This window comes from Pseudomonas sp. B21-028, from assembly GCF_024749045.1.
In the GTDB taxonomy this organism is placed as follows: domain Bacteria; phylum Pseudomonadota; class Gammaproteobacteria; order Pseudomonadales; family Pseudomonadaceae; genus Aquipseudomonas.
The window spans coordinates 6059350-6083120 of sequence record NZ_CP087184.1 but is presented as its reverse complement, the minus strand read 5'-3'; the positions used below and the strand labels follow the sequence as shown (position 1 = coordinate 6083120).

At 63.3% G+C, this 23771-nt stretch carries 21 protein-coding genes; 8 read left to right on the top strand and 13 right to left on the bottom strand.

All coding sequences use genetic code 11. The features are described 5' to 3' along the window. Positions 1 to 12 precede the first annotated feature (12 nt). The 5 genes from metW to LOY35_RS26465 form a co-directional block, all read right to left on the bottom strand. Positions 13 to 633 carry a methionine biosynthesis protein MetW gene (gene metW / locus LOY35_RS26485; protein ID WP_041023980.1) on the bottom strand — a complete coding sequence of 207 codons (621 nt, stop codon included), beginning with the start codon at positions 631 to 633 and terminating at the stop codon, positions 13 to 15. 7 nt (positions 634 to 640) lie between these two features. Beyond that, positions 641 to 1780 carry a homoserine O-acetyltransferase gene (locus LOY35_RS26480; RefSeq protein ID WP_258628943.1) on the bottom strand — a complete coding sequence of 380 codons (1140 nt, stop codon included), beginning with the start codon at positions 1778 to 1780 and terminating at the stop codon, positions 641 to 643. Between the two features lie 217 nt (positions 1781 to 1997). Next, positions 1998 to 2588, bottom strand: coding sequence for a YggT family protein (locus LOY35_RS26475; protein ID WP_258628940.1), 591 nt, complete (start codon positions 2586 to 2588; stop codon positions 1998 to 2000). Positions 2589 to 2598: 10 nt separating this feature from the next. After that, positions 2599 to 3417 (bottom strand): pyrroline-5-carboxylate reductase, encoded by an 819-nt coding sequence (gene proC / locus LOY35_RS26470; RefSeq protein WP_258628939.1) that lies wholly within the window; start codon positions 3415 to 3417, stop codon positions 2599 to 2601. 36 nt (positions 3418 to 3453) lie between these two features. Next, positions 3454 to 4146, bottom strand: a complete 693-nt coding sequence (locus tag LOY35_RS26465) for a YggS family pyridoxal phosphate-dependent enzyme (protein ID WP_258628937.1) — start codon at positions 4144 to 4146, stop codon at positions 3454 to 3456. Positions 4147 to 4201: 55 nt separating this feature from the next. On the opposite strand from LOY35_RS26465, the gene LOY35_RS26460 reads away from it, so the two are divergent. Continuing rightward, positions 4202 to 5236, top strand: a complete 1035-nt coding sequence (locus tag LOY35_RS26460) for a type IV pilus twitching motility protein PilT (RefSeq protein ID WP_258628935.1) — start codon at positions 4202 to 4204, stop codon at positions 5234 to 5236. Positions 5237 to 5407: 171 nt separating this feature from the next. Here the strand turns inward: LOY35_RS26460 and LOY35_RS26455 are convergent, their stop codons facing one another. Next, positions 5408 to 6019 (bottom strand): C40 family peptidase, encoded by a 612-nt coding sequence (locus LOY35_RS26455; RefSeq protein ID WP_258628932.1) that lies wholly within the window; start codon positions 6017 to 6019, stop codon positions 5408 to 5410. Positions 6020 to 6268: 249 nt separating this feature from the next. On the opposite strand from LOY35_RS26455, the gene LOY35_RS26450 reads away from it, so the two are divergent. Next, the gene (locus tag LOY35_RS26450; RefSeq protein ID WP_408981173.1) at positions 6269 to 6697 is read left to right on the top strand and encodes an NINE protein; all 429 of its coding nucleotides are present in this window, start codon (positions 6269 to 6271) and stop codon (positions 6695 to 6697) included. A 123-nt stretch (positions 6698 to 6820) separates the two neighbouring features. Here LOY35_RS26450 and LOY35_RS26445 read toward each other — a convergent pair whose 3' ends face one another. The 7 genes from LOY35_RS26445 to gshB all read right to left on the bottom strand — a co-directional run bounded on the left by LOY35_RS26445 (position 6821) and on the right by gshB (position 12868). Continuing rightward, a complete protein-coding gene (locus LOY35_RS26445) occupies positions 6821 to 8092 on the bottom strand; it encodes a dihydroorotase (RefSeq protein WP_258628931.1) in 1272 nt (423 codons plus the stop codon). Next, the gene (locus LOY35_RS26440) at positions 8089 to 9093 is read right to left on the bottom strand and encodes an aspartate carbamoyltransferase catalytic subunit (protein ID WP_003177495.1); all 1005 of its coding nucleotides are present in this window, start codon (positions 9091 to 9093) and stop codon (positions 8089 to 8091) included. The genes LOY35_RS26445 and LOY35_RS26440 overlap by 4 nt, the downstream gene beginning before the upstream one ends. 24 nt (positions 9094 to 9117) lie before the next feature. After that, positions 9118 to 9624 carry a bifunctional pyr operon transcriptional regulator/uracil phosphoribosyltransferase PyrR gene (gene pyrR, locus LOY35_RS26435; protein ID WP_258628928.1) on the bottom strand — a complete coding sequence of 169 codons (507 nt, stop codon included), beginning with the start codon at positions 9622 to 9624 and terminating at the stop codon, positions 9118 to 9120. A gap of 82 nt (positions 9625 to 9706) precedes the next feature. After that, entirely contained in the window at positions 9707 to 10144 is a 438-nt protein-coding gene (gene ruvX, locus LOY35_RS26430) for a Holliday junction resolvase RuvX (RefSeq protein ID WP_041023970.1), read from the bottom strand. Beyond that, positions 10144 to 10713, bottom strand: coding sequence for a YqgE/AlgH family protein (locus LOY35_RS26425; RefSeq protein WP_258628926.1), 570 nt, complete (start codon positions 10711 to 10713; stop codon positions 10144 to 10146). The genes ruvX and LOY35_RS26425 overlap by 1 nt, the downstream gene beginning before the upstream one ends. A 185-nt stretch (positions 10714 to 10898) precedes the next feature. After that, positions 10899 to 11795, bottom strand: coding sequence for an energy transducer TonB (locus LOY35_RS26420; protein WP_041023969.1), 897 nt, complete (start codon positions 11793 to 11795; stop codon positions 10899 to 10901). 101 nt (positions 11796 to 11896) lie between these two features. Continuing rightward, positions 11897 to 12868, bottom strand: a complete 972-nt coding sequence (gene gshB / locus LOY35_RS26415) for a glutathione synthase (protein WP_258628924.1) — start codon at positions 12866 to 12868, stop codon at positions 11897 to 11899. A gap of 223 nt (positions 12869 to 13091) precedes the next feature. On the opposite strand from gshB, the gene LOY35_RS26410 reads away from it, so the two are divergent. The 6 genes from LOY35_RS26410 (at position 13092) to LOY35_RS26385 (ending at position 23268) form a co-directional block, all read left to right on the top strand. Beyond that, positions 13092 to 13520 carry a PleD family two-component system response regulator gene (locus LOY35_RS26410; protein WP_258628921.1) on the top strand — a complete coding sequence of 143 codons (429 nt, stop codon included), beginning with the start codon at positions 13092 to 13094 and terminating at the stop codon, positions 13518 to 13520. Positions 13521 to 13567: 47 nt separating this feature from the next. Next, a complete protein-coding gene (pilH, locus tag LOY35_RS26405; protein ID WP_024778880.1) occupies positions 13568 to 13933 on the top strand; it encodes a twitching motility response regulator PilH in 366 nt (121 codons plus the stop codon). 10 nt (positions 13934 to 13943) lie between these two features. Beyond that, on the top strand, positions 13944 to 14483 hold the full coding sequence (locus LOY35_RS26400) for a chemotaxis protein CheW (RefSeq protein WP_258628915.1): 540 nt from the start codon (positions 13944 to 13946) through the stop codon (positions 14481 to 14483). A gap of 180 nt (positions 14484 to 14663) precedes the next feature. Then, positions 14664 to 16718 (top strand): methyl-accepting chemotaxis protein, encoded by a 2055-nt coding sequence (locus tag LOY35_RS26395; RefSeq protein ID WP_258628913.1) that lies wholly within the window; start codon positions 14664 to 14666, stop codon positions 16716 to 16718. Positions 16719 to 16889: 171 nt separating this feature from the next. Next, positions 16890 to 22814 carry an Hpt domain-containing protein gene (locus LOY35_RS26390; protein WP_258628910.1) on the top strand — a complete coding sequence of 1975 codons (5925 nt, stop codon included), beginning with the start codon at positions 16890 to 16892 and terminating at the stop codon, positions 22812 to 22814. Next, the gene (locus LOY35_RS26385) at positions 22807 to 23268 is read left to right on the top strand and encodes a chemotaxis protein CheW (protein ID WP_258628907.1); all 462 of its coding nucleotides are present in this window, start codon (positions 22807 to 22809) and stop codon (positions 23266 to 23268) included. Before LOY35_RS26390 ends, LOY35_RS26385 begins: the two co-directional genes overlap by 8 nt. Positions 23269 to 23771 lie beyond the last annotated feature (503 nt).

The following is a 23771-nucleotide window of genomic DNA, read 5'->3' as shown; positions in this document are numbered from 1 at the left end:
TAGGGTCGGGGTTTACACGGCGACCTGATGATCGGCAAGGCCTGGGCTGCTGACCCGATAGATGCCTATTTCACCTAATAGATTAGGCCATAGCTTGCTGGCCCACCCGTGGCGGTGCTGCTGATCCACCGCCAGGCGATCGATGACCTTGGCCTGGCGTTCGCGGCACAACGCTTCGAAATCCTCGAAGGTGCAGAAGTGGATGTTCGGTGTGTTGTACCAGGTGTAGGGCAGGAACTCCGATACCGGCATGCGGCCCTTGCTCGCCAGGTACCAGCGGCAGCGCCAGTGCCCGAAGTTGGGGAAGGTGATGATGCACTGGCGTCCGACCCGGAGCATTTCGTCGAGGATCCGGTCCGGGTAATGCACCGCTTGCAGGGCCTGGGTCATGACCACGATGTCGAAGCTATTGCTGGCGAAGTTGCCCAGGCCCTTGTCCAGGTCCTGTTCGATGACGTTGATGCCCTTGGCGACGCACTCGGCGATGTTGTCCGGGTCGTTTTCCAGGCCGTAGCCGGTGACCTGCTTGTTGTCCCGCAGCCAGGTCAGCAGTTCGCCGTTGCCGCAGCCCAGGTCGAGCACGCGGCTGCCGGCGGGGATCCATTCCTGGATGATGTCCAGATCGGCTCTCATGGCGTCCTCACAGCGTAATACGGTTCATGTAGTTACCGAACGCCTGCAGGTAGCGCGGGATCGGAATCAGAAAGGCGTCGTGGCCCTGGGGTGCGTCGATTTCCAGGTAGCAGACGTCCTTGCGTGCGGCCATCAGCGCGTCCACCAGCTCCCGCGAGCGCGCCGGGGAGAAGCGCCAGTCGGTGGTGAACGACATCACGCAGAACCTGGCGGTGGCATTGGCGAAGGTTTTCGCCAGGTCATCGTCGAAGTTCGCCGCCGGATCGAAGTAGTCCAGGGCTTTGGTCATCAGCAGGTAGGTGTTGGCGTCGAAGCGCCCGGAGAATTCCTCGCCCTGATAACGCAGGTAGCTTTCCACCTGGAACTCGACGCTGTGGAAGTCGTAGTTGAGCTTCTCGCTCTTGAGGCCACGGCCGAATTTCTCGCCCATGGAGTCGTCGGACAGGTAGGTGATGTGCCCGACCATCCGCGCCAGCATCAGCCCGCGCTTGGGAATCACGCCGTGTTCCTGGAACGAACCGCCGTGGAATTCCGGGTCGGTGAGGATCGCCTGGCGCGCCACTTCGTTGAAGGCGATGTTCTGTGCCGACAGCTTGGGGGCCGAGGCGATCGCCAGGCAATGGCGCACGCGGTCCGGGTAGGTGATGGTCCATTGCAGGGCCTGCATGCCGCCCAGGCTGCCACCGATCACCGCCGCCCATTGCCCGATGCCGAGACGGTCGGCCAGGCGGGCCTGGCTATGGACCCAGTCTTCCACGGTCAGCACCGGAAAATCGGCGCCGAACGGCTTGCCGGTGTCCGGGTTGAGGCTGCTGGGGCCGGTGGAACCGTTACAGCCGCCGAGGTTGTTCAGGCTGACCACGAAGAACCGGTTGGTGTCGATCGGCTTGCCGGGACCGATGCAGCTGTCCCACCAGCCGGGCTTGCGCTCGTCGACGCTGTGATAGCCGGCGGCATGATGATGCCCCGACAAGGCGTGGCAGATCAGCACGGCATTGCTCGCCGTGGCGTTGAGCGTGCCGTAGGTTTCGTAGATCAGGTCATAGGCTGGCAACGAACGACCGCAGGCCAGGGCCAGGGGCTCGCTGAAATGCGCCATTTGCGGCGTCACCAGACCAACGGAATCGGGGGGAAAGGCAGCTGGCATCGACCCTGCTCTCGTTGAAATGAGGCGTAAGTCTAAAGACCGCTGGGGTTAGCGGCAAGCAACCGACGGCGCTGATTCTTCGGTGAACGTAGACCCTGTGGGAGCAAGGCTTGCCCGCGATGGGGACTATGCGGTCTTTTGGGGACCGAGGTGCCTGTTTCGCGAGCAAGCTTTGCTCCCACAGAGATCGGTGCTGATTGATCAGGCCGGTATCGGGTCAGATCAGCAGACGCAAGATCTCCGGCATCATGGTCATGGCCGCGAGGTTGTTGATCACCAGCATGTCGAGCAGCTTGAGCACCATGAACGCCAGGATCGGCGAGATATCCAGGCCGCCGAGGTTCGGCACGATGCGACGGAATGGGGCCAGGGCCGGTTCGCAGATCTGGTTCACCAGTTCGGCGCCCGGGTTGTGGCTGCCCGGGGCGACCCAGGACAGGATCACGCTGATGATCAGGGCGAAGAAGAAAATCTTCAGGAACAGCGCGGTCACGCCAATGATCGACCAGATCAGCAATTGCAGCGGGTTGCCGGTGGTGCCGTAGGTCAGCAGCAGGGTCAAGGCCATCAGCGCCATTTGCACCAGGATCGCCAGTACCAGCGAAGACATGTCCAGACCGAACAGGCTCGGGATGATCCGGCGCAGGGGCTTGAGCAGTGGCTGGGTGGCCTTGACGACGAACTGGCACAGTGGGTTGTAGAAGTTGGCGCGCACCAGTTGCAGCACGAAACGCATCAGCACGATCAGCAGGTACAGGCTGCCAATGGTTTGCAGCACGTAGACCGCTGCGGTGTTCAATCCAATCATGAATGGCTCCTTATTGGCCCAGTTGTTCGGCCATTTCGGCCGAGCGGTGCGCGGCGGCGCCGAGTGCTTTTTCCACCAGGGCTTCGAAACCCCCGGCCTGGAACGATTTGATGGCGGCTTCGGTGGTCCCGGCCGGCGAGGTCACGCGGCGGCGCAACTCAGCCGCATCGACGTCGCTGGAGATGGCCATGTGGGCTGCGCCGAGGGCGGTCTGCAAGGTCAGCTTCGCGGCAATCTCACGGGGCAGGCCAAGTTTTTCGCCGGCGGCGGTCATGGCTTCGATCAGCAGGAAGAAGTACGCCGGGCCTGAACCGGAAACGGCGGTGACCGCGTCCAGTTGCTGCTCGGTCTCCAACCACAGCGCCAGGCCGACGGCCGACAGCAGCTCTTCAGCCTGCTGGCGTTGTCCGGCGCTGACCTGTGGGGTGGCGAACAGGCCGCTGACGCCCTGGCGCAACAGCGCCGGAGTGTTGGGCATGCAGCGCACGATGGGCTGCTCGCCAAGCCACTTGTTCATGCTGGCGCAAGTGATGCCAGCGGCAATCGACACCACCAGTTGATGAGGCTTGAGGCTTGGGCGAAGGGCTTCGCATACGGTTTTCATCGCTTGCGGCTTGACCGCCAGCACGATGACGTCCGCACCGTCGATGGCTTGTGCGTTGTCGGCAAAGGTCTCGATGCCGTGCTCGTTGCTCACCCGGGTACGGGTCTCGATGCCCGGATCGCTGGCGCGGATCTGCGCAGCGTCCAGGCCCTTGGCCCGCAGGCCACCGATCAGGCTGGCGGCCATGTTGCCGGCGCCGATAAAGGCAATACGCGTGTTGCTCATGACAGGTCCTTGATTGAGGAGTTGAGTCGGCATGGCTTACGGCTGGTTCCCGCTGTAGTCGCGGGCACCAAACAGGGCGGTACCGATCCTGACCCAGGTGGCGCCCTGGGCAATGGCGGATTCAAGATCATGGCTCATGCCCATGGACAGCGTGTCCAGCGGCAGGGCCAGGCTGGCTTGCAAGCGTTGGACGGCGGCGAAGGCTGCGTCCTGGGCGGCACGCTCTTCGGTCGGCTCGGGAATCGCCATCAGTCCGCGCAGCGTCAGCCGTGGCAACGCGCCGATGGCATCGGCCAGGGCCGGCAGATCCTCCGGGGCACAACCGGATTTGCTGGCTTCGCCACTGACGTTGACTTGAATGCAGATGTTCAGCGGCGGCAAGCCTTCTGGACGCTGCTCGGACAGGCGTTGGGCAATTTTCAAGCGGTCCACGGAATGCACCCAGTCGAAATGTTCGGCGATAGCGCGAGTCTTGTTCGATTGAATGGGGCCGATGAAGTGCCAGATCAAGGGCAGGTCGGTCAGTTCGGCCTGCTTGCCCAGTGCTTCCTGCAGGTAGTTCTCGCCGAAGTCCCGCAGGCCGGCGGCATGGGCTTCACGCAGGGCCTGGGCGGGCTTGGTCTTGCTCACGGCCAGCAGCTGGACGCTGTCCGCGGCGCGGTGGGCGGCTTGCTCCGCAGCGCGGATGCGCGATCTAACCTGAGCGATGTTGTCTGCTATCGTGGACATAAAGAAGCGCCAGCGGTCTGAGGTTCGCGGCATTCTACTGGAATTGAGGAGCGCTATGGATATCACTGAACTGCTGGCGTTCAGCGCCAAACAGGGGGCTTCGGATCTGCACCTGTCCGCTGGGCTGCCGCCGATGATCCGGGTCGATGGCGATGTGCGGCGGATCAACCTGCCGGCACTGGACCACAAACAGGTTCATGAACTGATCTACGACATCATGCACGACCGGCAGCGGGTAGATTACGAAAAGTTTCTGGAAACCGATTTTTCCTTCGATGTACCCGGGGTTGCACGGTTCCGGGTCAATGCGTTCAATCAGAATCGCGGCGCGGGGGCGGTGTTCCGGACCATTCCGTCGAAAGTCCTGACCATGGAAGAGCTGGGCATGGGCGAGGTGTTTCGCAAAGTGACCGAGGCCCCTCGCGGGCTGGTGCTGGTGACCGGGCCGACCGGCTCGGGCAAGTCCACCACCCTGGCGGCGATGATCGACTACCTCAACACCCATAAGCACCACCACATTCTCACCATCGAAGACCCCATCGAGTTTGTCCACGAGCCGCGCAAATGCCTGATCAACCAGCGCGAAGTGCACCGTGACACCCAGGGTTTTTCCACGGCCTTGCGTTCGGCCCTGCGGGAGGACCCGGACGTGATCCTGGTGGGGGAGATGCGCGACCTGGAGACCATCCGCCTGGCGCTGACCGCCGCCGAAACCGGACACCTGGTATTCGGCACCCTGCACACCACCTCGGCGGCCAAGACCATCGACCGGGTGGTGGACGTGTTCCCGGGGGACGAGAAATCCATGGTGCGCTCGATGTTGTCGGAATCGTTGCAGGCGGTGATTTCCCAGACGCTGATCAAGAAGATCGGCGGCGGCCGGGTCGCCGCTCATGAAATCATGCTGGGCACATCGGCGATTCGTAACCTGATCCGCGAAGACAAGGTGGCGCAGATGTACTCGGCGATCCAGACTGGCGGCTCGCTGGGGATGCAGACGCTGGACATGTGCTTGAAGGACTTGGTGACCAAGGGCTTGATCAGCCGGGAGCATGCGCGGGAGCGGGCGCGTACGCCAGATAGTTTCTGAGGTGTAACCCTGCGGCAAAGGAATTTATCTGTGGCGAGGGGATTTATCCCCGCTGGGCTACAAAGTAGCCCCAAATGGCTAGCTGGAAGTACCGATGCAGGTCTTTGCACCGTTGGGGGCTGCTTCGCAGCCCAACGGGGATAAATCCCCTCGCCACAGGGGGGGCTAGGATCAGCGCTGGACGATCCGCATCCCGCCCGGTTCTTTCGGCAACATCCGCTTGGCAATCACGTAGTGGGTGTTCCAATACGGTTTGTTCAGGGTGTCGATGGTCACCGACTTGCCGCGACGTGGCGCGTGGATGAAGCGGTCGTTGCCCAGGTAGATGGCCACGTGGTTGACCCGGCGGCTCTTGAGCTTGAAGAAGATCAGGTCGCCGGGCTTGAGGTCCTTGCGTTCGACTTTCTCACCGTGACCGGTTGCCATCGCATTCGAGGTGCGTGGCAGGTCGAAGGTGCTGTCGTTGAACGCGTATTTCACCAGGCCGCTGCAATCGAAGCCTTTACTTGGGCTGCTGCCGCCCCAACGATAAGGCGTACCCAGCACATTCACGGCACGGCTCAATACGTTGCTGCTCGCTTTGGTCGCCATGGGTGGCACCAGCTTGCTGTTGCCAATGGTCGTGTACTGGACGCTTGGCTTGTTCTTGCTCGAAGGAGCAGAAACATGAGATTTCGGGGTGTAGCCGTTGACGTTGGGAAGACGTTGCTCACGGTTGGTGGCGTGGGCGGCCAGAGGCAATAATAGGCAAATGGTCAGCCATGTCTTGAAAAATGGACGCATTAGGCAGGGCTCTTAAAGGTTAGCGCGCAACTTTATAACAGCTTTTTTGCTGATTCCGAGGCCGTTTGTCGATTCGAAATCCCGCGCCCGCCCCCTGAAATTGCGGCAGTTTGGCTCGATTGTCCGACACGGGCCCCGGTTTACAGGGCTTTGCAGCGCTGAAGGGGTTCCGAACCGCTTGTCGGCCAGACATACAAAAGTCACAAAAAATCCGAACAAATTTATCTATCGAGGCAAAAGAGAGCATTCATGAACAGCTATCAGCTGGACGCCACCCACGACACTCACAGCAAAGTCATTGGCTATCTGCTCTGGATTTTCGGCTTTACCGGGGCTCATCGTTTCTACTATGGCAAGCCGGTCACCGGCACGATCTGGTTCTTCACCTTCGGCCTGCTGGGCATTGGCTGGCTGATCGATTTGTTCCTGATCCCTGCCATGGACCGCGAAGCGGACCTGCGCTTCACCCCGGGCCCCATTGAATACACCGTGGCGTGGATCCTGTTGACGTTTCTCGGGGTGTTCGGGGTGCACCGGATGTATCAGGGCAAATGGCTCAGCGGGATCATCTACCTGCTGACCGGCGGGGTGTTCTTCCTGGGGGTGCTGTATGACTTCTGGACGCTGAACGACCAGGTTTCGATTCGGAATGCGCAGAAGCGTGGGGCGTTTCAGTAAGGCCGGGTTGCTCCCATCGCGAGCAGGCTCGCTCCCACAGGGATCTTCAGCGCGCACAGATTGTGTGAGTACCTGAAAATCCAATGTGGGAGCGAGCCTGCTCGCGATGGGCGCGACACAGTATCAGGCCTGGTGGGTAACCCGCCCATCCATCAAGGTATAGCGCACCACGCCCGGCAAGCTGTGGCCCAGGAACGGGCAGTTGTCGCCCTTGGAGCGCCAGGCTTCCCCGGCCACTGTGGAGGCGGCCGGGTCAAACAGCACCAGGTCCGCTGCCGCACCCACCGCCAGTTTCCCGGCCGGTAGTTGCAGCGCCTGGGCCGGGCCGGCACTCAGGCGCGCCAACAAGGTCGGCAGGTCGAGCAGACCGTCTTCCACCAGGGTCATCGCCAGCGGCAGCAGCAATTCGACGCTGCTGATGCCCGGTTCGGTCGCGCCGAAGGGGGCCAGTTTGGCATCGCGCTCATGGGGCTGGTGGTGGCTGGAAATGGCCGAGATCACTCCGGATTTCACTGCCTCGCGCAAGCCATCCCGGTCGGCGCGGGTGCGCAGCGGTGGTTGGACGTGATAAACGCTGTTGAAATCGATCAGCGCTTCGTCGGTCAGGATCAGTTGGTACAGCGCCACATCGGCGGTCACCGGCAAGCCGCGGGCCTGGGCCTGGGCGATCAGCGCCGCGCCACGGGCACTGGTCAACTGGCTGAAATGCGCGCGCACGCCGCTTTGCTCCACCAGCAACAGGTCACGGGCCAGGGCCACGGTCTCGGCGGTTTCCGGTATGCCCGGCAAACCGAGGAAGCTGGCGGTCGGGCCTTCATGGGCCAGGCCACCTTCGGCCAGATCGTGATCCTGGGAGTTGAAGATCACCGTCAGGCCGAAAGTGGCTGCGTATTCCAGGGCGCGGCACAGGGTGCGGGTATTGCGGAAGCTGTTCAGGCCGTTGCCGAACGCCACGCAACCGGCATCGCGCAGTGCAATCAGCTCCGCCAGTTGTTCGCCGTCGAGGCCTTTGCTCAACGCACCAATCGGGAAAACCTTGGTATTGCCGGCTTCGCGGGCGCGGTCGAGGATCAGTTCGGCCACGGCCGAGGTGTCCAGCACCGGTCTGGTTTGCGGCGGGCAGCACAGGCTGGTCACGCCCCCGGCGGCGGCCGCCCGGGTTTCGCTGACGATGCTGCCCTTGCGGCTGTAACCGGGCTCGCGTAGGGCGACGTTCAGGTCGACCAGGCCGGGGGCGGCCACCAGGCCTTGGGCGTCGAGGGTCTCGACCGCCACGAAGCCGGCCGGGGCGGCGCCCAGGGCGACGATTTTGCAGGCGTCGATATGGATGTCGGTCACTTGATCCAGGCCGCTGGCCGGATCGATCACGCGTGCGCCGAGAATGCTGAGCTTCACTGGGCGTTCTCCTGGTCGAATTGGCGCTGGGCCGTTTGCCCGCTCATGGCCATGGACAGCACGGCCATGCGAATGGCGATGCCGTAGGTCACCTGGTTGAGGATCACCGAATGGGGGCCGTCGGCCACCGCTGACTCGATCTCCACACCGCGGTTGATCGGCCCCGGGTGCATGACGATGGCATCCGGCTTGGCCCCGGCCAGGCGGGCGGTGGTGAGGCCGAACAGGCGGTAGAACTCGCCCTCGCTGGGCAACAGGCCGCCGGTCATGCGTTCACGCTGCAGGCGCAGCATGATCACCACATCGACATCCTTGAGGCCTTCGGTCATGTCGGTGTAGACCTTCACGCCGTACTGCTCGACGCCAATGGGCAGCAGGGTTTTCGGCGCGATCACGCGGATGTCCGGGCAACCGAGGGTCTTGAGGGCAAGCATGTTCGAGCGCGCCACCCGCGAATGCAGGATGTCGCCGACGATGGCCACCGAGAGGTTCTCGAAGCTGCCCTTGTGCCGGCGGATGGTCAGCATGTCCAGCATGCCCTGGGTCGGGTGGGCATGACGGCCGTCGCCGCCGTTGATGATCGCCACCTGCGGGCAGACGTGTTCGGCAATGAAGTGTGCCGCGCCGGAGTCGCCGTGGCGCACGACGAACATGTCCGCCGCCATGGCTTCGAGGTTGCGCAGGGTGTCGAGCAGGGTTTCGCCCTTGCTCGCCGAGGACGTCGACACGTTGAGGGTGATCACGTCCGCCGACAGCCGCTGAGCCGCCAGTTCGAAGGTGGTGCGGGTGCGGGTGGAGTTTTCGAAGAACACGTTGCACACGGTCTTGCCGCGCAGCAACGGGACTTTCTTCACCGCCCGGGCGCCGACTTCGAGGAACGAGTCGGCGGTGTCGAGGATTTCCGTCAGCAGCTCGCGGCGCAGGCCGTCGAGGGACAGGAAGTGCCGCAGCTGGCCCTGATCGTTGAGCTGCAGCGGGCGCTTGGTTTCGAGAGGCGTCATCGCGATGGACTCTTACAAGGGCAGTTAAAGGGCAAGGTCTTGCAGTTCGAGTTGCAGCGGTGCGGGGCCGGAGAGCTTGACCCGCTGGTGCGCGGCCAGTGCCAGGGTCGCGCCGACCACGTTCGGGCGGATCGGCAACTCGGCGGCGTCCAGGTCCAGCAGGCATACCAGGGTCACGCTGGCCGGGCGGCCGTAATCGAACAGTTCGTTCATGGCGGCGCGGATAGTCCGGCCGCTCATCAGCACGTCATCGATCAGGACCAGGTGCTGGCCCTCGATTTCGAACGGCAACGCCGAAGGGCGTACCTGTGGGTGCAGGCCGTTCTGGCTGAAGTCATCGCGGTAGAAGGACACGTCCAGGGTGCCCAGCGGCGATTGGCTGCCGAGTTCCTCGAGCAAGGCCTGGGCGACCCAGACACCGCCGGTGCGAATGCCGATGTAGCGCGGTTCGCGGATGCCGCGTTGTTCCAGGTGTGCCGTGAGACGGATCGCCATCTGGCTGATCAGGTCGGCAGGATTGGGCAGGCTCATGCTGGCTCCTTCAGGTTCCCGGGCCTGTGGTGAAAGGCTCGGTCTATCGCTAAAAGAAAGCGCCTTGGCGGCGCTTTCAAAATCAGGTGTCGAACAGGGCGCTATTGGCATCGAGCCAGCCCTGCAGCAGCAGGGCGGCGGCGATGGCGTCCACCGGGTTGTCGCGGTAACTGCCTTTCTGTCCACCACGCTCAAGGCGCTCGCCCTTGGCTTCGAACGTGGTCAGGCGCTCGTCGTGGGTATAGAAGGGCAGGTTGTAACGGCCATTGAGCCGGCGGGCGAATTTTTCGGCGCGCACGCACATGTCGCTGGGCGTACCGTCCATGTTCAGCGGCAAGCCGACCACCACGGCGTCGGGTTTCCATTCCTTGATCAGCGCTTCGACCTGGTTCCAGTCCGGCACGCCATTCTGCGCCTTGAGGGTGCACAGCTCGCGGGCCTGGCCGGTAACGACCTGGCCGACCGCGACGCCGATCTGTTTGGTGCCGTAATCGAAGCCCAGCAGCAGGCGCAGGGCCATCAGGCGTGTCCTGCCTGGCTGGTGAGCAGGCTGAGGTTGATCCCCAGGCGGGTGGCCGCCGCTTCCAGGCGCAGTTCGCTGCTGGTGTTGAACAGGATGTCAGCGTCGAACGGGCAGGTCAGCCAGGCGTTGTCGGCCAGTTCGGCCTCCAGTTGCCCGGCTTCCCAACCGGCGTAGCCGAGGGCGATCAGGCTTTTCTCCGGCCCGACGCCGTCAGCGATGGCAAACAGCACGTCCTGGGAAGTCGACAGCGACACGCCGTTGAGGTCCACGGTGGCCTGGTAGCTCGGACCCGACGGATGGAGCACGAAGCCGCGGTCGGTCTGCACCGGGCCGCCGATGAAAATCGGCACGTGCTGGCACAGGATCGGCGGCTCCACCTCAGGGCGCAACTGCTCGAGAATGTCCGCCAGGTTCAGTTCCTGCGGGCGATTGATCACCAGCCCCATGGCGCCATTGGCCGTGTGCTCGACGACGTAGGTCAAGGTGTGGGCGAAGTTCGGATCGGCCATGTGCGGCATGGCGATCAGGAAATGATGCTTGAGGTAGGTGGGGCTGACGTTTTTCATAGGCGATAGTGTGGCGGCGCAGGGGCGAACTGACAAGCTGGGGATGTGCAGGAAATACCCGAGACGGATGCAGACCCCCTTGTGGGAGCGAGCCTGCTCGCGATAGCAGCCTGTCCGTCGACATCTCTATTGAATGAACAATAGCTATCGCGAGCAGGCTCGCCCCCACAGGGGCTGGTGGTGTGTCAGTTACTGGACAACCGATCACCCCGGGAGAATTTCCAGGTGCGGATGATCTCCAGCCGGTCGATGTCCGACAAATCCCCGGTAAACGGCGCGAACGGCGCGGCCAGGCGCACGATGCGCTGGGCCGCCTGGTCCAGCAGCGGCTGGCCGGAGGACTCCAGCACCAGCACTTCATACAGGGAGCCGTCGCGGTTGATCGAGACCATTAGCCGCAGGTTGCCGTAGATCTGCTTGCGTCGTGCTTCGTCGGGGTAATTCAGATTGCCGATGCGCTCGACCTTCTTGCGCCACTCGTCCTTGTACCAGGCGCCCTTGTCGCGCATGGTCGAGGCGGCGCTCAGGCGGTGAATGCGCGGACGCTTGGCATAGAGCTGCTGTTCCTGGGCCAGTTCGGCTTCCAGGCTGGCGATGTCGCTGGACAACTGGGAGCTGTCGAAGGTCGGCGCCGGGGCCTTGGGCTTGGGATCGGGCTTGACCTCTTCCTTGACCGGCGCCTTCTTCGGCTTCGGTGCCACGGTGGTCACGGCCGCCTTGGGGGCGGTTTCCTGCACCTCGGGCTTGGCGGCCGGGGGAGGGGTGGCTTTCTGGACCTGATTGTCCTGGAATGGCGCGATCTCGGTGGTCTTGGGGACCGCCTTCTTTTCCAGGGTGCCGCTACCCTGCTGGTTTTCCTGGGCGAGGAAATCCGCCTGCTTCGGCTTGGTTTCGCTCTTGAAGGTGGCCAGGGTGATTTCCAGGGTCTGGGTGATCTGCTTGGGCTCGACCGTGGCAAATCCGACGCCCAGCAGCAGGGCCAGGTGGATCAGCGCCGCCAGGAACAGGGTAAAACCGAGGCGATCAGCCGGACGCACGCCACGGTGGGCGAGCTCTAGGGGCAGATCGGACGGAAGGGTCATGGCGGCAAAAACCAACATTGCTTCTTTTCAGGGCCCGGCATGATAGCGCAATGTTGGTTTTTAGCTGCAAGCTTCAAGCTGCAAGCGACAAGCTGTACGCATTAAGCTTGCCGCTTGGAGCTTCTAGCTTGCAGCTGCTTCTCTATGGCATCCATCAGCATCCCGCCAATGTCGGTGCCGAAGGCATTGTCGATTTCGCGAATGCAGGTCGGGCTGGTGACGTTGATCTCCGTCAGGTGCTCGCCGATCACGTCCAGGCCCACGAACAACAGGCCTTTTTCCCGCAGGGTCGGGCCAACCTGGGCCGCGATCCAGCGGTCCTTCTCGGTCAGCGGGCGGGCTTCGCCACGGCCGCCGGCGGCCAGGTTGCCGCGGGTTTCGCCCGCTGCCGGAATGCGCGCCAGGCAATAGTCCACCGGCTCGCCGTCGATCATCAGGATGCGCTTGTCACCATCGACGATGGCTGGCAGGTAACCCTGGATCATGATCTGCTGCTGGCCGTGCAGGGTCAGGGTTTCCAGGATCACCGAGAGGTTCGGGTGACCAGCGGTGTGACGGAAGATCGAAGAGCCGCCCATGCCGTCCAGGGGCTTGAGGATCACGTCGCCGTGATGATCGGCGAACTCGCGCAGTACATCCGGGCGGCGGCTGACGATGGTCGGCGGCGTGCATTGCGGGAACAGCGTGGCGAACAGCTTCTCGTTGCAGTCGCGCAGGCTCTGGGGCTTGTTGACCACCAGCACGCCGGCGGTTTCGGCCTGTTCCAGCAGGTAGGTGGAATACACGAATTCCATGTCGAAGGGCGGATCCTTGCGCATCAGGATCACGTCCAGGTCGCTCAGCAACGCATCCTTTTCCCCGCCCAGCTCAAACCATTTCTCAGGGTTGGCGAAGACTTTCAGCGGTTTCATGCGCGCCCGGGCCTGGCCTTCGGCCTGGTAGAGGTCGCGCTGTTCCATGTAGAACAATTCCCAGCCGCGCTTTTGAGCGGCCAGCAGCATGGCCAGCGAGCTATCCTTCTTGTAGGAAATGCTGGCGATAGGGTCCATGACAATGCCGACGCGTACGCTCATGGCTTGGTTCCTCGAAATCTGATGGGCACAAATGGCGTGAAAAAGTGGCGTCAGAGTGGCGCCCGCCGGATTCGCGGTCAAGGAAAAACCACCATGCCGTCCGGCCGATAGCCCGGCGCTGGAGACTGTGCTAAAAAGGCTGCCATGTGGCGCGCGGGCCTTGAACATCAAGGGCTTGCGCCGTCGATCGCATTTACGCGTTTAAAACCGGTTCGCAGTGGCAATGGCAGAGCATCCTACGCAGCAGCAACCCAGCGCCTTGAAGGTCATGGTCATCGATGACTCGAAGACCATTCGCCGTACCGCCGAAACCCTGCTGCGCAATGTGGGTTGCGAGGTGATCACGGCGGTCGATGGCTTCGATGCCCTGGCCAAGATCACCGACCATCACCCGGGCATCATCTTTGTCGACATCATGATGCCGCGTCTGGACGGTTACCAGACCTGCGCCCTGATCAAGAACCACAGCGCCTTCAAGGCCACGCCAGTGATCCTGCTGTCGTCCCGGGACGGGCTGTTCGACAAGGCCAAGGGACGCATCGTCGGTTCCGATCAGTTTTTGACCAAGCCTTTCAGCAAGGAAGAACTGCTGGGCGCGATACAAGCTCATGTTCCGGGCTTTGCCGCCGTCCAGCCGCACCAGGCACATTAAATGACGCCCGGGCGCAGAGCCTGGGGTCGACAAGAATGGGGAACACCATGGCACGAATTCTGATCGTCGATGATTCGCCGACTGAAATGTACAAGCTGACCGGCATGCTGGAAAAACACGGTCACCAGGTTCTCAAGGCCGAGAACGGCGCCGACGGCGTGGCCCTGGCCCGCCAGGAAAAGCCCGACGCGGTGTTGATGGACATCGTCATGCCCGGCCTCAACGGGTTCCAGGCCACGCGCCAGCTGACCAAGGATCCGGAAACCGGGCACATCCCGGTGATCATCATCACCACCAAGGACCAGGAAACCGACAAGGTCTGGGGCACGCGTCAAGGCGCCAAGGACTACCTGACCAAGCCGGTCGACGAAGAAACCCTGATCAAGACCCTGAACAACGTCCTGGCGGGTTGACGGCGCGGCCATGAGCCCATCCCTGACTGCGTTCGAGCTGCTGCTGCAGATCGATCGACGCTGCCGGTCGCTGGCGGCGGACCTGCCGTCCCAACCGACCCACCGTCATGCCTGGAGCGGTATCGGCTTTCGCCTGGGCGAGCGTTGGTATGTGGCGCCCATGGATGAGGTCAGCGAAGTGCTGCACGAGCCGCGTCATACGCATCTGCCGGGGGTCAAGCCGTGGGTTCGTGGCGTGGCCAACCTGCGCGGACGGTTGTTGCCATTGATGGACCTGTGCGGGTTTTTCGGGCATGAACTGTCGACGCTGCGCAAGCAGCGGCGGGTGCTGGTGGTGGATCATGGCGAAGTGTTCGCCGGGTTGCTGGTGGATGAAGTCCTCGGGTTGCAGCATTTCACCCAGGACAGCCTGGAGCCGATGCAGGCGGGCGAGCGCGACTGCCCGGAAGCCGCCTTCGTCAAGGGCCGGTTTCGTGGCGAGCGGCAGTGGCAGGTGTTCAGCCCTTTTGCGTTGACGCAGTCGGCGGGGTTCATGGATGTGGCTATTTAACAGGCACAACGCAGCCTCCTGTGGGAGCGAGCCTGTGGGAGCAAAGCTTGCTCGCGATGCAGACGCCTCGGTCGGCAGCAAACCGTGCTGTTTTCATCGCGGGCAAGCCTTGCTCCCACAGAGCCGCCCTGAGATCAGTCACCCATGGCGAGTTGGATTGGGCAGTACAGGCGGAAATCGATGATCAAAGCAAACACAGGCAAGCCACTGGAAGCGTCGCGCAGTCGTTCGCAGATCATCGTGCTGTTCGTCGCGCTGATTGTCTTCATCATGCTGCTGTTCGCCAATTTCGCGTACCTCAACACCCAGTCCACCTACGATAAACAATACATCGGCCATGCCGGTGAGTTGCGGGTGCTGTCCCAGCGCATTGCCAAGAACGCCACCGAGGCCGCCGCCGGCAAGGCTGCGGCGTTCAAGTTGCTGAGCGATGCACGCAACGATTTTGCCCTGCGCTGGGGTTACCTCAAGCAGGGTGACCCGGTGACCGGCCTGCCACCGACGCCTTCGACCCTGCGACCGCAGATGCGCGCCGTGCAACTGGACTGGGAACGCCTGCTCAAGAACACCGACGCTATCCTGTCCAGCGAGCAGACCGTGCTGTCGCTGCATCAGGTGGCGGCGACCCTGGCCGAAACCGTGCCGCAGTTGCAGGTGGAATACGAGAAAGTCGTCGAGATCCTGTTGCAGCGGGGTGCGCCTGCGGCCCAGGTGGCCATGGCCCAGCGCCAGTCGCTGTTGGCCGAGCGCATTCTGGGCGCGGTGAATACCGTGCTGGCGGGGGATGAAAACGCCAGCCAGGCCGCCGATACCTTTGGCCGCGATGCCGCGCGTTTCGGCCAGGTGCTCAACGGGATGTTGCAGGGCGACCCGGCCTTGAAGATCTCCCAGGTCCAGGATCGCGATGCCCGGGCACGCCTGAGCGAAATCAGTGAACTGTTCGAGTTCGTCTCGGGCTCGGTGGACGAAATCCTCGAAACCTCGCCGGAGCTGTTCAAGGTCCGCGAGTCGGCCGGCAACATCTTCAACCTGTCGCAGACCCTGTTGGACGAAGCCTCGCACCTGACCACCGCACTGGAAAACCTGGCCGGCGGCCGGTCCGTCCACGCCATCGGCGGTTACGTGCTGGGGCTGCTGGCGCTGATGTCGATCATCCTGATCGGCCTGGTGATGGTGCGTGAAACCAACCGCCAGTTGCGTGAGACCGCGGAGAAGAACGAGCGTAACCAGAACGCGATCATGCGCCTGCTGGACGAAATTGCCGATCTGGCCGACGGCGACCTGACCGTCACCGCGTCGGTCACCGAGGACTTCACCGGCACCATCGCCGATTCGATCAATTATTCGGTGGATCAATTGCGCGACCTGGTCGCCACCATCAACCTCACCGCCGGCCAGGTCGCCGCCGCGGTGCAGGAAACCCAGGCCACCGCCATGCACCTGGCCCAGGCTTCCGAGCACCAGGCCCAGCAGATCAGCGAAGCTTCGACTTCAATCAATGAAATGGCCCAGTCCATCGACCAGGTATCGGCCAACGCCGCCGAGTCGTCGGCGGTGGCCGAGCGTTCCGTGGAGATCGCCAACAAGGGCAACGAGGTGGTGCACAACACCATTCATGGCATGGACAACATTCGCGAGCAGATCCAGGACACCGCCAAGCGCATCAAGCGCCTGGGCGAGTCGTCCCAGGAAATCGGCGACATCGTCAGCCTGATCGACGACATTGCCGACCAGACCAACATATTGGCCCTCAACGCCGCGATCCAGGCGTCCATGGCCGGTGATGCCGGGCGCGGCTTCGCGGTGGTGGCCGATGAAGTGCAACGACTGGCGGAGCGCTCTTCGGCGGCGACCCGGCAGATCGAAACGTTGGTGCGGGCGATCCAGGCCGATACCAACGAAGCGGTGATCTCCATGGAGCAGACCACCAGCGAAGTGGTGCGCGGCGCCCGGCTGGCCCAGGATGCCGGCGTGGCCCTGGAAGAGATCGAGGGCGTGTCGAAGACCCTGGCGGCGCTGATCCAGAGCATTTCCAACGCGGCGCAGCAGCAGACCACCTCGGCGGGGCAGATTTCCCTGACGATGAACGTGATCCAGCAGATCACCACGCAGACCTCGTCCGGCTCCACCGCCACCGCCGAGAGCATCGGCAACCTGGCGAAAATGGCCAGCCAGTTGCGTCGGTCGGTGTCGGGTTTTACCTTGCCGGCGGCTAAGAATGAGGACAAGTCTTGATTGTTGGAGGCGGTATGCGGGGCGAGGGGAATCATGTGGGAGCAAGGCTTGCCCGCGATGAGAGCGACGCGTCAGGCCGGAGATTGAGTTGCCTTTATCGCGAGCAAGCTTTGCTCCCACAGATGAATCCTCTCGCCACAAGGAGGGTGTATTTGCCGGATTGGAGCGGTTATGGGTGATCGGCACGATTATGTGGCCCTGGAATGGGTCAAGGGCGAGATTGCCGAAACGCTGAAGCAGGCCCATCTGGCCCTCAACCGGCTGGTGGATGAGCCGCAGGCGGCGGACGCCCTTGAACAATGCCTGGCCTGTATTCACCAGGTGCATGGCGGCCTGCAGATGGTCGAGTTCTATGGCGCGGCGTTGCTGGCCGAAGAAATGGAGCACCTGTGCAGCGCCCTGCAGGACAACCGCATTGCCCATCGCGAAGAAACCATCAGCCTGTTGAGCCAGGCCTTGGGGCAACTGCCGATGTACCTGGATCGCATCCAAGGTGCCCGCCGCGACCAGCCGCTGGTGGTCTTGCCGCTGATCAACGACCTGCGCAGTGCCCGGGGCGAGGGCCTGTTATCGGAAACCAGCCTGTTCAGCCCGGAGTTACCCGATATCGCGCCCCTCGGCGAGGCGACCCTGAAGCGGCTCGAGCCGGCGGACCTGCCCGGCACCTTGCGCAAATTGCGCCAGACCTTGCAGATGGCCCTGGTGGGCCTGTTGCGTGAGCAGGATGACGCCACCCACCTCGGTTACCTGGCCAAGGTCTTCCATCGTCTGGAAGGACTCTGCGCCGGGGCGCCGCTCAATGCCCTGTGGCAGGTGGCGTCGGCGCTGGTCGAAGGCATGCGTGACGGGCGCATCGCCAACAGCCCGGCGTTGCGCAGCCTGTTCAAGGAAGCCGACAAGGAACTCAAGCGGCTGCTCGACCAGGGCATGCCCGGCATCAATCAACCGGCACCGCCACACCTGCTCAAGAGCTTGTTGTTCTATATTGCCAAGGCCGAACATCCCAGCGGGCAGATGCAGATCATGAAAGAACGCTACTCACTGGACGACGCGCTACCTGACAGTGCCATGCTCGACGAAGAACGTGCGCGCCTGGCCGGGCCCGACCGCGATGCCATGCGCTCGGTGCTCACCGCGCTCTGCGAGGAACTGGTGCGGGTCAAGGAGCGGCTGGACCTGTTCGTGCGCAGCGACCGCCAGCACGCTTCGGAGCTGGACAGCCTGCTGGCGCCCCTGCGGCAGATCGCCGATACCCTGGCAGTGCTCGGTTTCGGCCAGCCGCGAAAGGTCATCATCGATCAATTGGCGGTGGTGCTGAGCCTGTCCCAAGGCCAGCGCGAGCCCGATGACGCCACCCTCATGGACGTTGCCGGGGCCCTGCTCTATGTCGAGGCCAACCTGGCCGGCATGGTCGGCACCGTCGAGCCTGAAAGACGCGAAGACAGCCAACTGCCCACCACCGACCTGACCCAGATCCACCAGATCGTCATCAAGGAAGCCCACACCTGCCTGCAACAGGCCAAGGACATGATCGTCGACTACATCGACGCCGACTGGAACAGCGAGCAATTACAAACCCTGCCGACCCTGCTGACCCAGGTCCGCGGCGCGTTGGCGATGATCCCCTTGAGTCGCGCCGCCGGCCTGGTGGAGGCTTGCAACGGATTCATCCGCGACCACTTGCTGCTGGACCAGGCCCGACCGGATTGGGAAGAGCTCGATCATCTGGCCGACGTGATCACCGGCCTTGAATACTACCTGGAGCGTTTGAGCGAAGACCCGGAAACACCCGGCGAGCCGTTGCTGGATGGGGTCGAGGTGAGCCTGGCCGCGCTCGGCTATTTTCCGGACGAAGCCCGGGTACCGTTGCTCGATGATGTGCTGAGTCCCAACGAAGCCCAGGTCATGCAGGACCTGCAAGAGCTGGATGATCCACAGACCGTGCGGTCCCTCGCCGACATGCTGGCCAGCCCGGTCTCGGCGGTCAATCCGCCGGCCAGGGGCACGCCGGGCAGTCTGCTGCCGCCACCGGTGGATGAGCATCCGGTCGACGAAGAGTTGCGAGAGGTCTTTCTCGAGGAAACCGGCGAGGTGCTGGAGGTGCTGCACGAGTACCTGCCGCGCTGGGTCGCTCAGCCCGCTGACCAGGTCGCCCTGGTCGAAGTGCGCCGGGCCTTCCACACGCTCAAGGGCAGCGGCCGCATGGTTCGGGCACTGGTGCTGGGTGAACTGGCCTGGGCAGTGGAGAACCTGCTCAACCGGGTGCTGGAGCGCAGCGTCGAGCCGAGCGCTACGGTCCTGCAACTGGTGGACGACACGGTGCGGCTGCTGCCCGCCCTGGTCGCCGATTTTGCCGCCGATCTCCAGCGCCAGCGTGACGATGTCGACCGCTTGGCCGCACGCGCACACGCCCTGGCCAAGGGCAATGATGAGCTCGATGAAGACCAGGGGGACGTGGCCGCCCTCGACCCGCTGCTGTTGAAGATCTTCGACAAGGAAGCCCAGGGGCATCTCGCCGGCCTCAATCGTTTTCTCGACCAGGCCGCCGAACACCTGCCGTTGCAGGCCAGCGACGAATTGCAGCGTGCCCTGCACACCCTCAAGGGCAGCGCATCGATGGCCGGGGTGCTGCCAATTGCCGAGCTGGCCGGGGCAATGGACCAACTGGCTCGGGAATACCGGGTGCACCTGATTGCCCTCGACCTGGATGAAGTCGAGTGCCTGTTGGAAGCCGAAGGCCTGCTGCGCCTGGGGCTGCGCCAGTTGCACAGCGATCCGCTGGCGCCGATTCCCGGTGCCGCTGATTTGATCCAGCGAACCCAGGCCCTGTTGGTCGAGCGCCTGCAGGCGTCCAGCGGTACCTCGGACAATGGCGCGCGGAACAAGCGCGACCCGCAACTGATCAACGATTTCCTCGCCCAGGGCATGGACATCCTGCTGGACGCCGAAAACCTGCTGCAACGCTGGCAGCAGCACCCCGGCGAAGGCCAGGAATTAAGCGCGTTGCTGGATGAGTTGACGACCCTTGGCGAAGGCGCGCACCTGGCCGATCTTCAGCCGGTGGATGAACTCTGCGAAGCCTTGCTCGACCTCTATGGCGCCGTGGAAGAAAGCAGCCTGGCGGTCAGCGATGAATTTTTCCAGCAGGCGCAACATGCCCACGAGGCGCTGATAGACATGCTCGATGAGCTGGCGGCCGGCCAGCACGTGCATCCACGGCCCGAGCGGGTACAGGCCCTGCGCGCCTTGCTCGAGGCCGGTCTCGATCCGTCGGCCACGGGCCTGATCCGCAGCGATGGCAGCCGCACCTTGAGTATCCGCGAGCTGGGTCATGCAACCGCCGAGCTCGAACGCGACGTGCCCGCTGACACGCCGCTGGACGACGACATTACCTCGATCTTTCTCGAAGAGGCCCAGGACATCCTGGAAAGCGCGGCCCAGGCCCTGCAACGCTGGCTGGCCGACCCGGACAACGGGGCGCCGCTGTCTTCGTTGCAGCGGGACATGCACACCCTCAAGGGCGGTGCGCGGATGGCCGATATCCGGCCGATCAGCGATCTGGCCCAGGAACTGGAAAACCTCTACGAAGGTCTGGTGGATCGCCGCTACAGCCACAGCGATGAGCTGGCTCACCTGCTCAACAGCAGCCACGAACGCCTCGACCTGTTGCTCGGACAATTGCAGCAAGGCCAGACCCTGGGCGATCCGGTTTCGCTGATCGATGCCATCCGCCGGTTCCGTCAGGACAAGCCGAACGCCATTGAAGGTGCAGGGTCGATCCCGGGCGACGCCGCCGGCCATGATCCCGAGCTGCTGGAAATCTTCCTCGAGGAAGGTTTCGACATCCTCGACAGCTCCGGCGCGGCCTTGCTGCGCTGGCAGGCCGAACCGTCGAATCGCCAGGCGGTGGAAACCCTGCTGCGGGACCTGCACACCCTCAAGGGCGGTGCGCGGATGGTGGAAATCGGGCCCATAGGCGATCTGGCCCATGAGTTGGAAAACCTCTACGAAGGTTTGTCCGCGGGCCTGTTGCAATCGACGCCGGCGCTGTTCGTCCTGTTGCAGAGCAGCCATGACCGCCTGGCCCACATGCTCGATGCCGTACGAGCCGGCCTGGCATGCCCGCCGGCGGACCGGCTGATTGCGCAGATCCAGGCGGTCAACCACCCGCAGGACAGCGAGGCGCTGGCGCCGCAGCCCGCCGTGACCCCGACCATGCCCGTGGGCGCGGCCTCGCCCGCCAAGCCCGAGCCCGGTGCATCGGGCGATGGTGCGGACATGGTCAAGGTGTCCGCCGAACTGCTGGACGACCTGGTGAACCTGGCCGGAGAAACCTCGATCTTCCGTGGCCGTATCGAACAGCAAGTCAATGACGCACACGTGGCCCTGAGCGAAATGGAAACCACCATCGAGCGCATGCGCGACCAGTTGCGACGCCTGGACACCGAAACCCAGGGGCGGATTCTCAGTCGCCAGCAAGTGGAAGCCGAGCGCCTGGGCTACGAAGAATTCGACCCGCTGGAGATGGACCGGCATTCCCAGTTGCAGCAGTTGTCCCGGGCGCTGTTCGAGTCCGCCTCGGACTTGCTTGACCTCAAGGAAACCCTGGACCGCAGCAACCATGATGCCGAGAACCTGCTGCAACAGCAGCGGCGCATCAACACCCGGCTCCAGGAAGGACTGATGCGCACGCGCATGGTGCCGTTCGAGCGCATGGTGCCGCGGCTCCAGCGCATCGTCCGGCAAGTGGCCCAGGAGCTGGGCAAGGATGTGGAGTTCGTCGTCGATAATGCCGAAGGCGAGATGGATCGCAACGTACTGGAGCGCATGGCCGCGCCGCTGGAACACATGCTGCGCAACGCCGTCGATCATGGCCTGGAGCCGGCCGACGTGCGCCTCGCCGCGGGCAAGCCGGCCCGTGGACGTATCAGCCTCGACCTGTCCCGGGAAGGCGGCGACATTGTCTTCGACATCCGCGACGACGGCGCCGGCGTGCCGCTGGACGCGGTGCGGCGCAAGGCGATCAAGCGCGGGCTGCTGGCGCCGGACAGCGACATCAGCGACCGCGACGTATTGCAGTTCATCCTGCAGCCGGGGTTCTCCACCGCCGAGAAAATCACTCAGATCTCCGGGCGCGGCGTTGGCATGGACGTGGTCCACGAAGAGGTCCGGCAACTGGGCGGCAGCATGGTCATCGACTCGACGCCGGGGCAGGGGGTGCACTTCCGCATCCGCCTGCCCTTTACCGTGTCGGTCAACCGGGCCCTGATGGTGCAGTGTCACGAAGACCAGTACGCGATCCCGTTGAACACCATCGAAAGCATCGTGCGGGTGCTGCCCGCCGAGCTGGAGGCTTATTACCAACTCGATCCATCCACTTACACCTACGCCGGGCAGCGGTATGAGTTGTGCTACCTGGGCGAGTTGTTGAAAACCGCGCCCCGCCCGAAATTGCTGGGCCAGAGCCAGCCCTTGCCGCTGTTGCTGATGCAATGCAACGAGCGGCATGTCGCGGTGCAGGTGGATGCCACCGTCGGGACCCGGGAGATTGTGGTGAAGAGCCTCGGTCCGCAGTTCTCGGCCGTACAGGGCCTTTCCGGCGCAACCATCCTCGGTGACGGCCGGGTGGTGCTGATCCTCGACCTGTTGGCACCGCTGCGCGCCATGCCCAGCCAGGCCCCACGTCGGTCGGTACTGACCGAAGGCGAGGGCGAGCAGCAGCGGCCGTTGCTGGTGCTGGTGGTGGACGACTCGGTGACGGTCCGCAAGGTCACCAGCCGCCTGCTGGAGCGCCATGGCATGCACGTCCTGACCGCCAAGGACGGCATGGATGCCATGGCGGTGCTGGCCGAACACACCCCGGACCTGATGTTGCTGGACATCGAAATGCCGCGCATGGACGGCTTCGAGGTGGCGGCACAGGTGCGCAACGACCCGCGTCTGGCGCACCTGCCGATCATCATGATCACCTCCCGCACCGGCCAGAAGCATCGCGACCGAGCCATGACCATCGGCGTCAACGACTACCTGGGCAAACCCTATCAGGAGTCGGTGCTGCTCGAGAGCATCGCCCACTGGAGCAAGCCCCATGCATGACCACCGCACCCGCTACCTGACCGGGCTGCTGCTGCCCCTGGCCGACCGACACCTGGTGTTGCCCAACGTCGCCGTGGCCGAGCTGATCGACTATCAGAGCGGCACCTTCGATATGGACACCCCGCCGTGGTTCCTGGGCTGGGTCAGTTGGCGTGAGCGGCAGATCCCGTTGTTGAGTTTCGAATCGGCCTGTGACCAGAAAACCGTGATTGGCGAGCGCGCCCGCATCGCCGTGCTCAACGCGCTGGGTGGCCGCGCGGAACTGAAATTCATCGCCTTGCTGGTGCAGGGCATCCCGCGCTCCTACAAGCTTGATAGCCAATTGAGTTACGTCGACGTGCCGCTCTGCGGTCTGGAGCAGGCGGCTGTGCAGGTGGGCGAGCATGTGGCGAAGGTGCCGGATTTGCTGGCGTTGGAGGAATTAGTAATCGCCGCCGGCCTGATAAAAGCCTAGTCCACGGGAATATGGCGGGTGCGGAGTTTGCGAACCACCTCAACCGAATGTGGGAGCGAGCCTGCTCGCGATGGCGTCGGAACCGTCAATGCAAAGGGTGCCTGACCCACCGCTATCGTGAGCAGGCTCGCTCCCACAAGGGATTGACGGTAGGCGTTACCTTTGTGAACACCACTGAACCTGTGGGCGTCGGCTTGTCCTGATGTCAGTCAGCCAAGAGAAATAAGAGCCTTACATAACGCCTGTGGCGAGGGGATTTATCCCCGCCGGGCTGCGCAGCAGCCCCAGAACAGTCAACACAATCTGCCTGATGCTCCCGAGGGATCAGGATTGAGGGCCGCTTCGCAGCCCGGCGGGGATAAATCCCCTCGCCACAGGGGCTCGCACATGCAGGAATACCGTGTACACCCGTTCCCAGACGAAATTCATTTCAACCATTACTCCAAGCGTAACGATCCGCCGTCGAGCTTGATTGATGCCCTCGCCTCATCACTCCTAAGGTA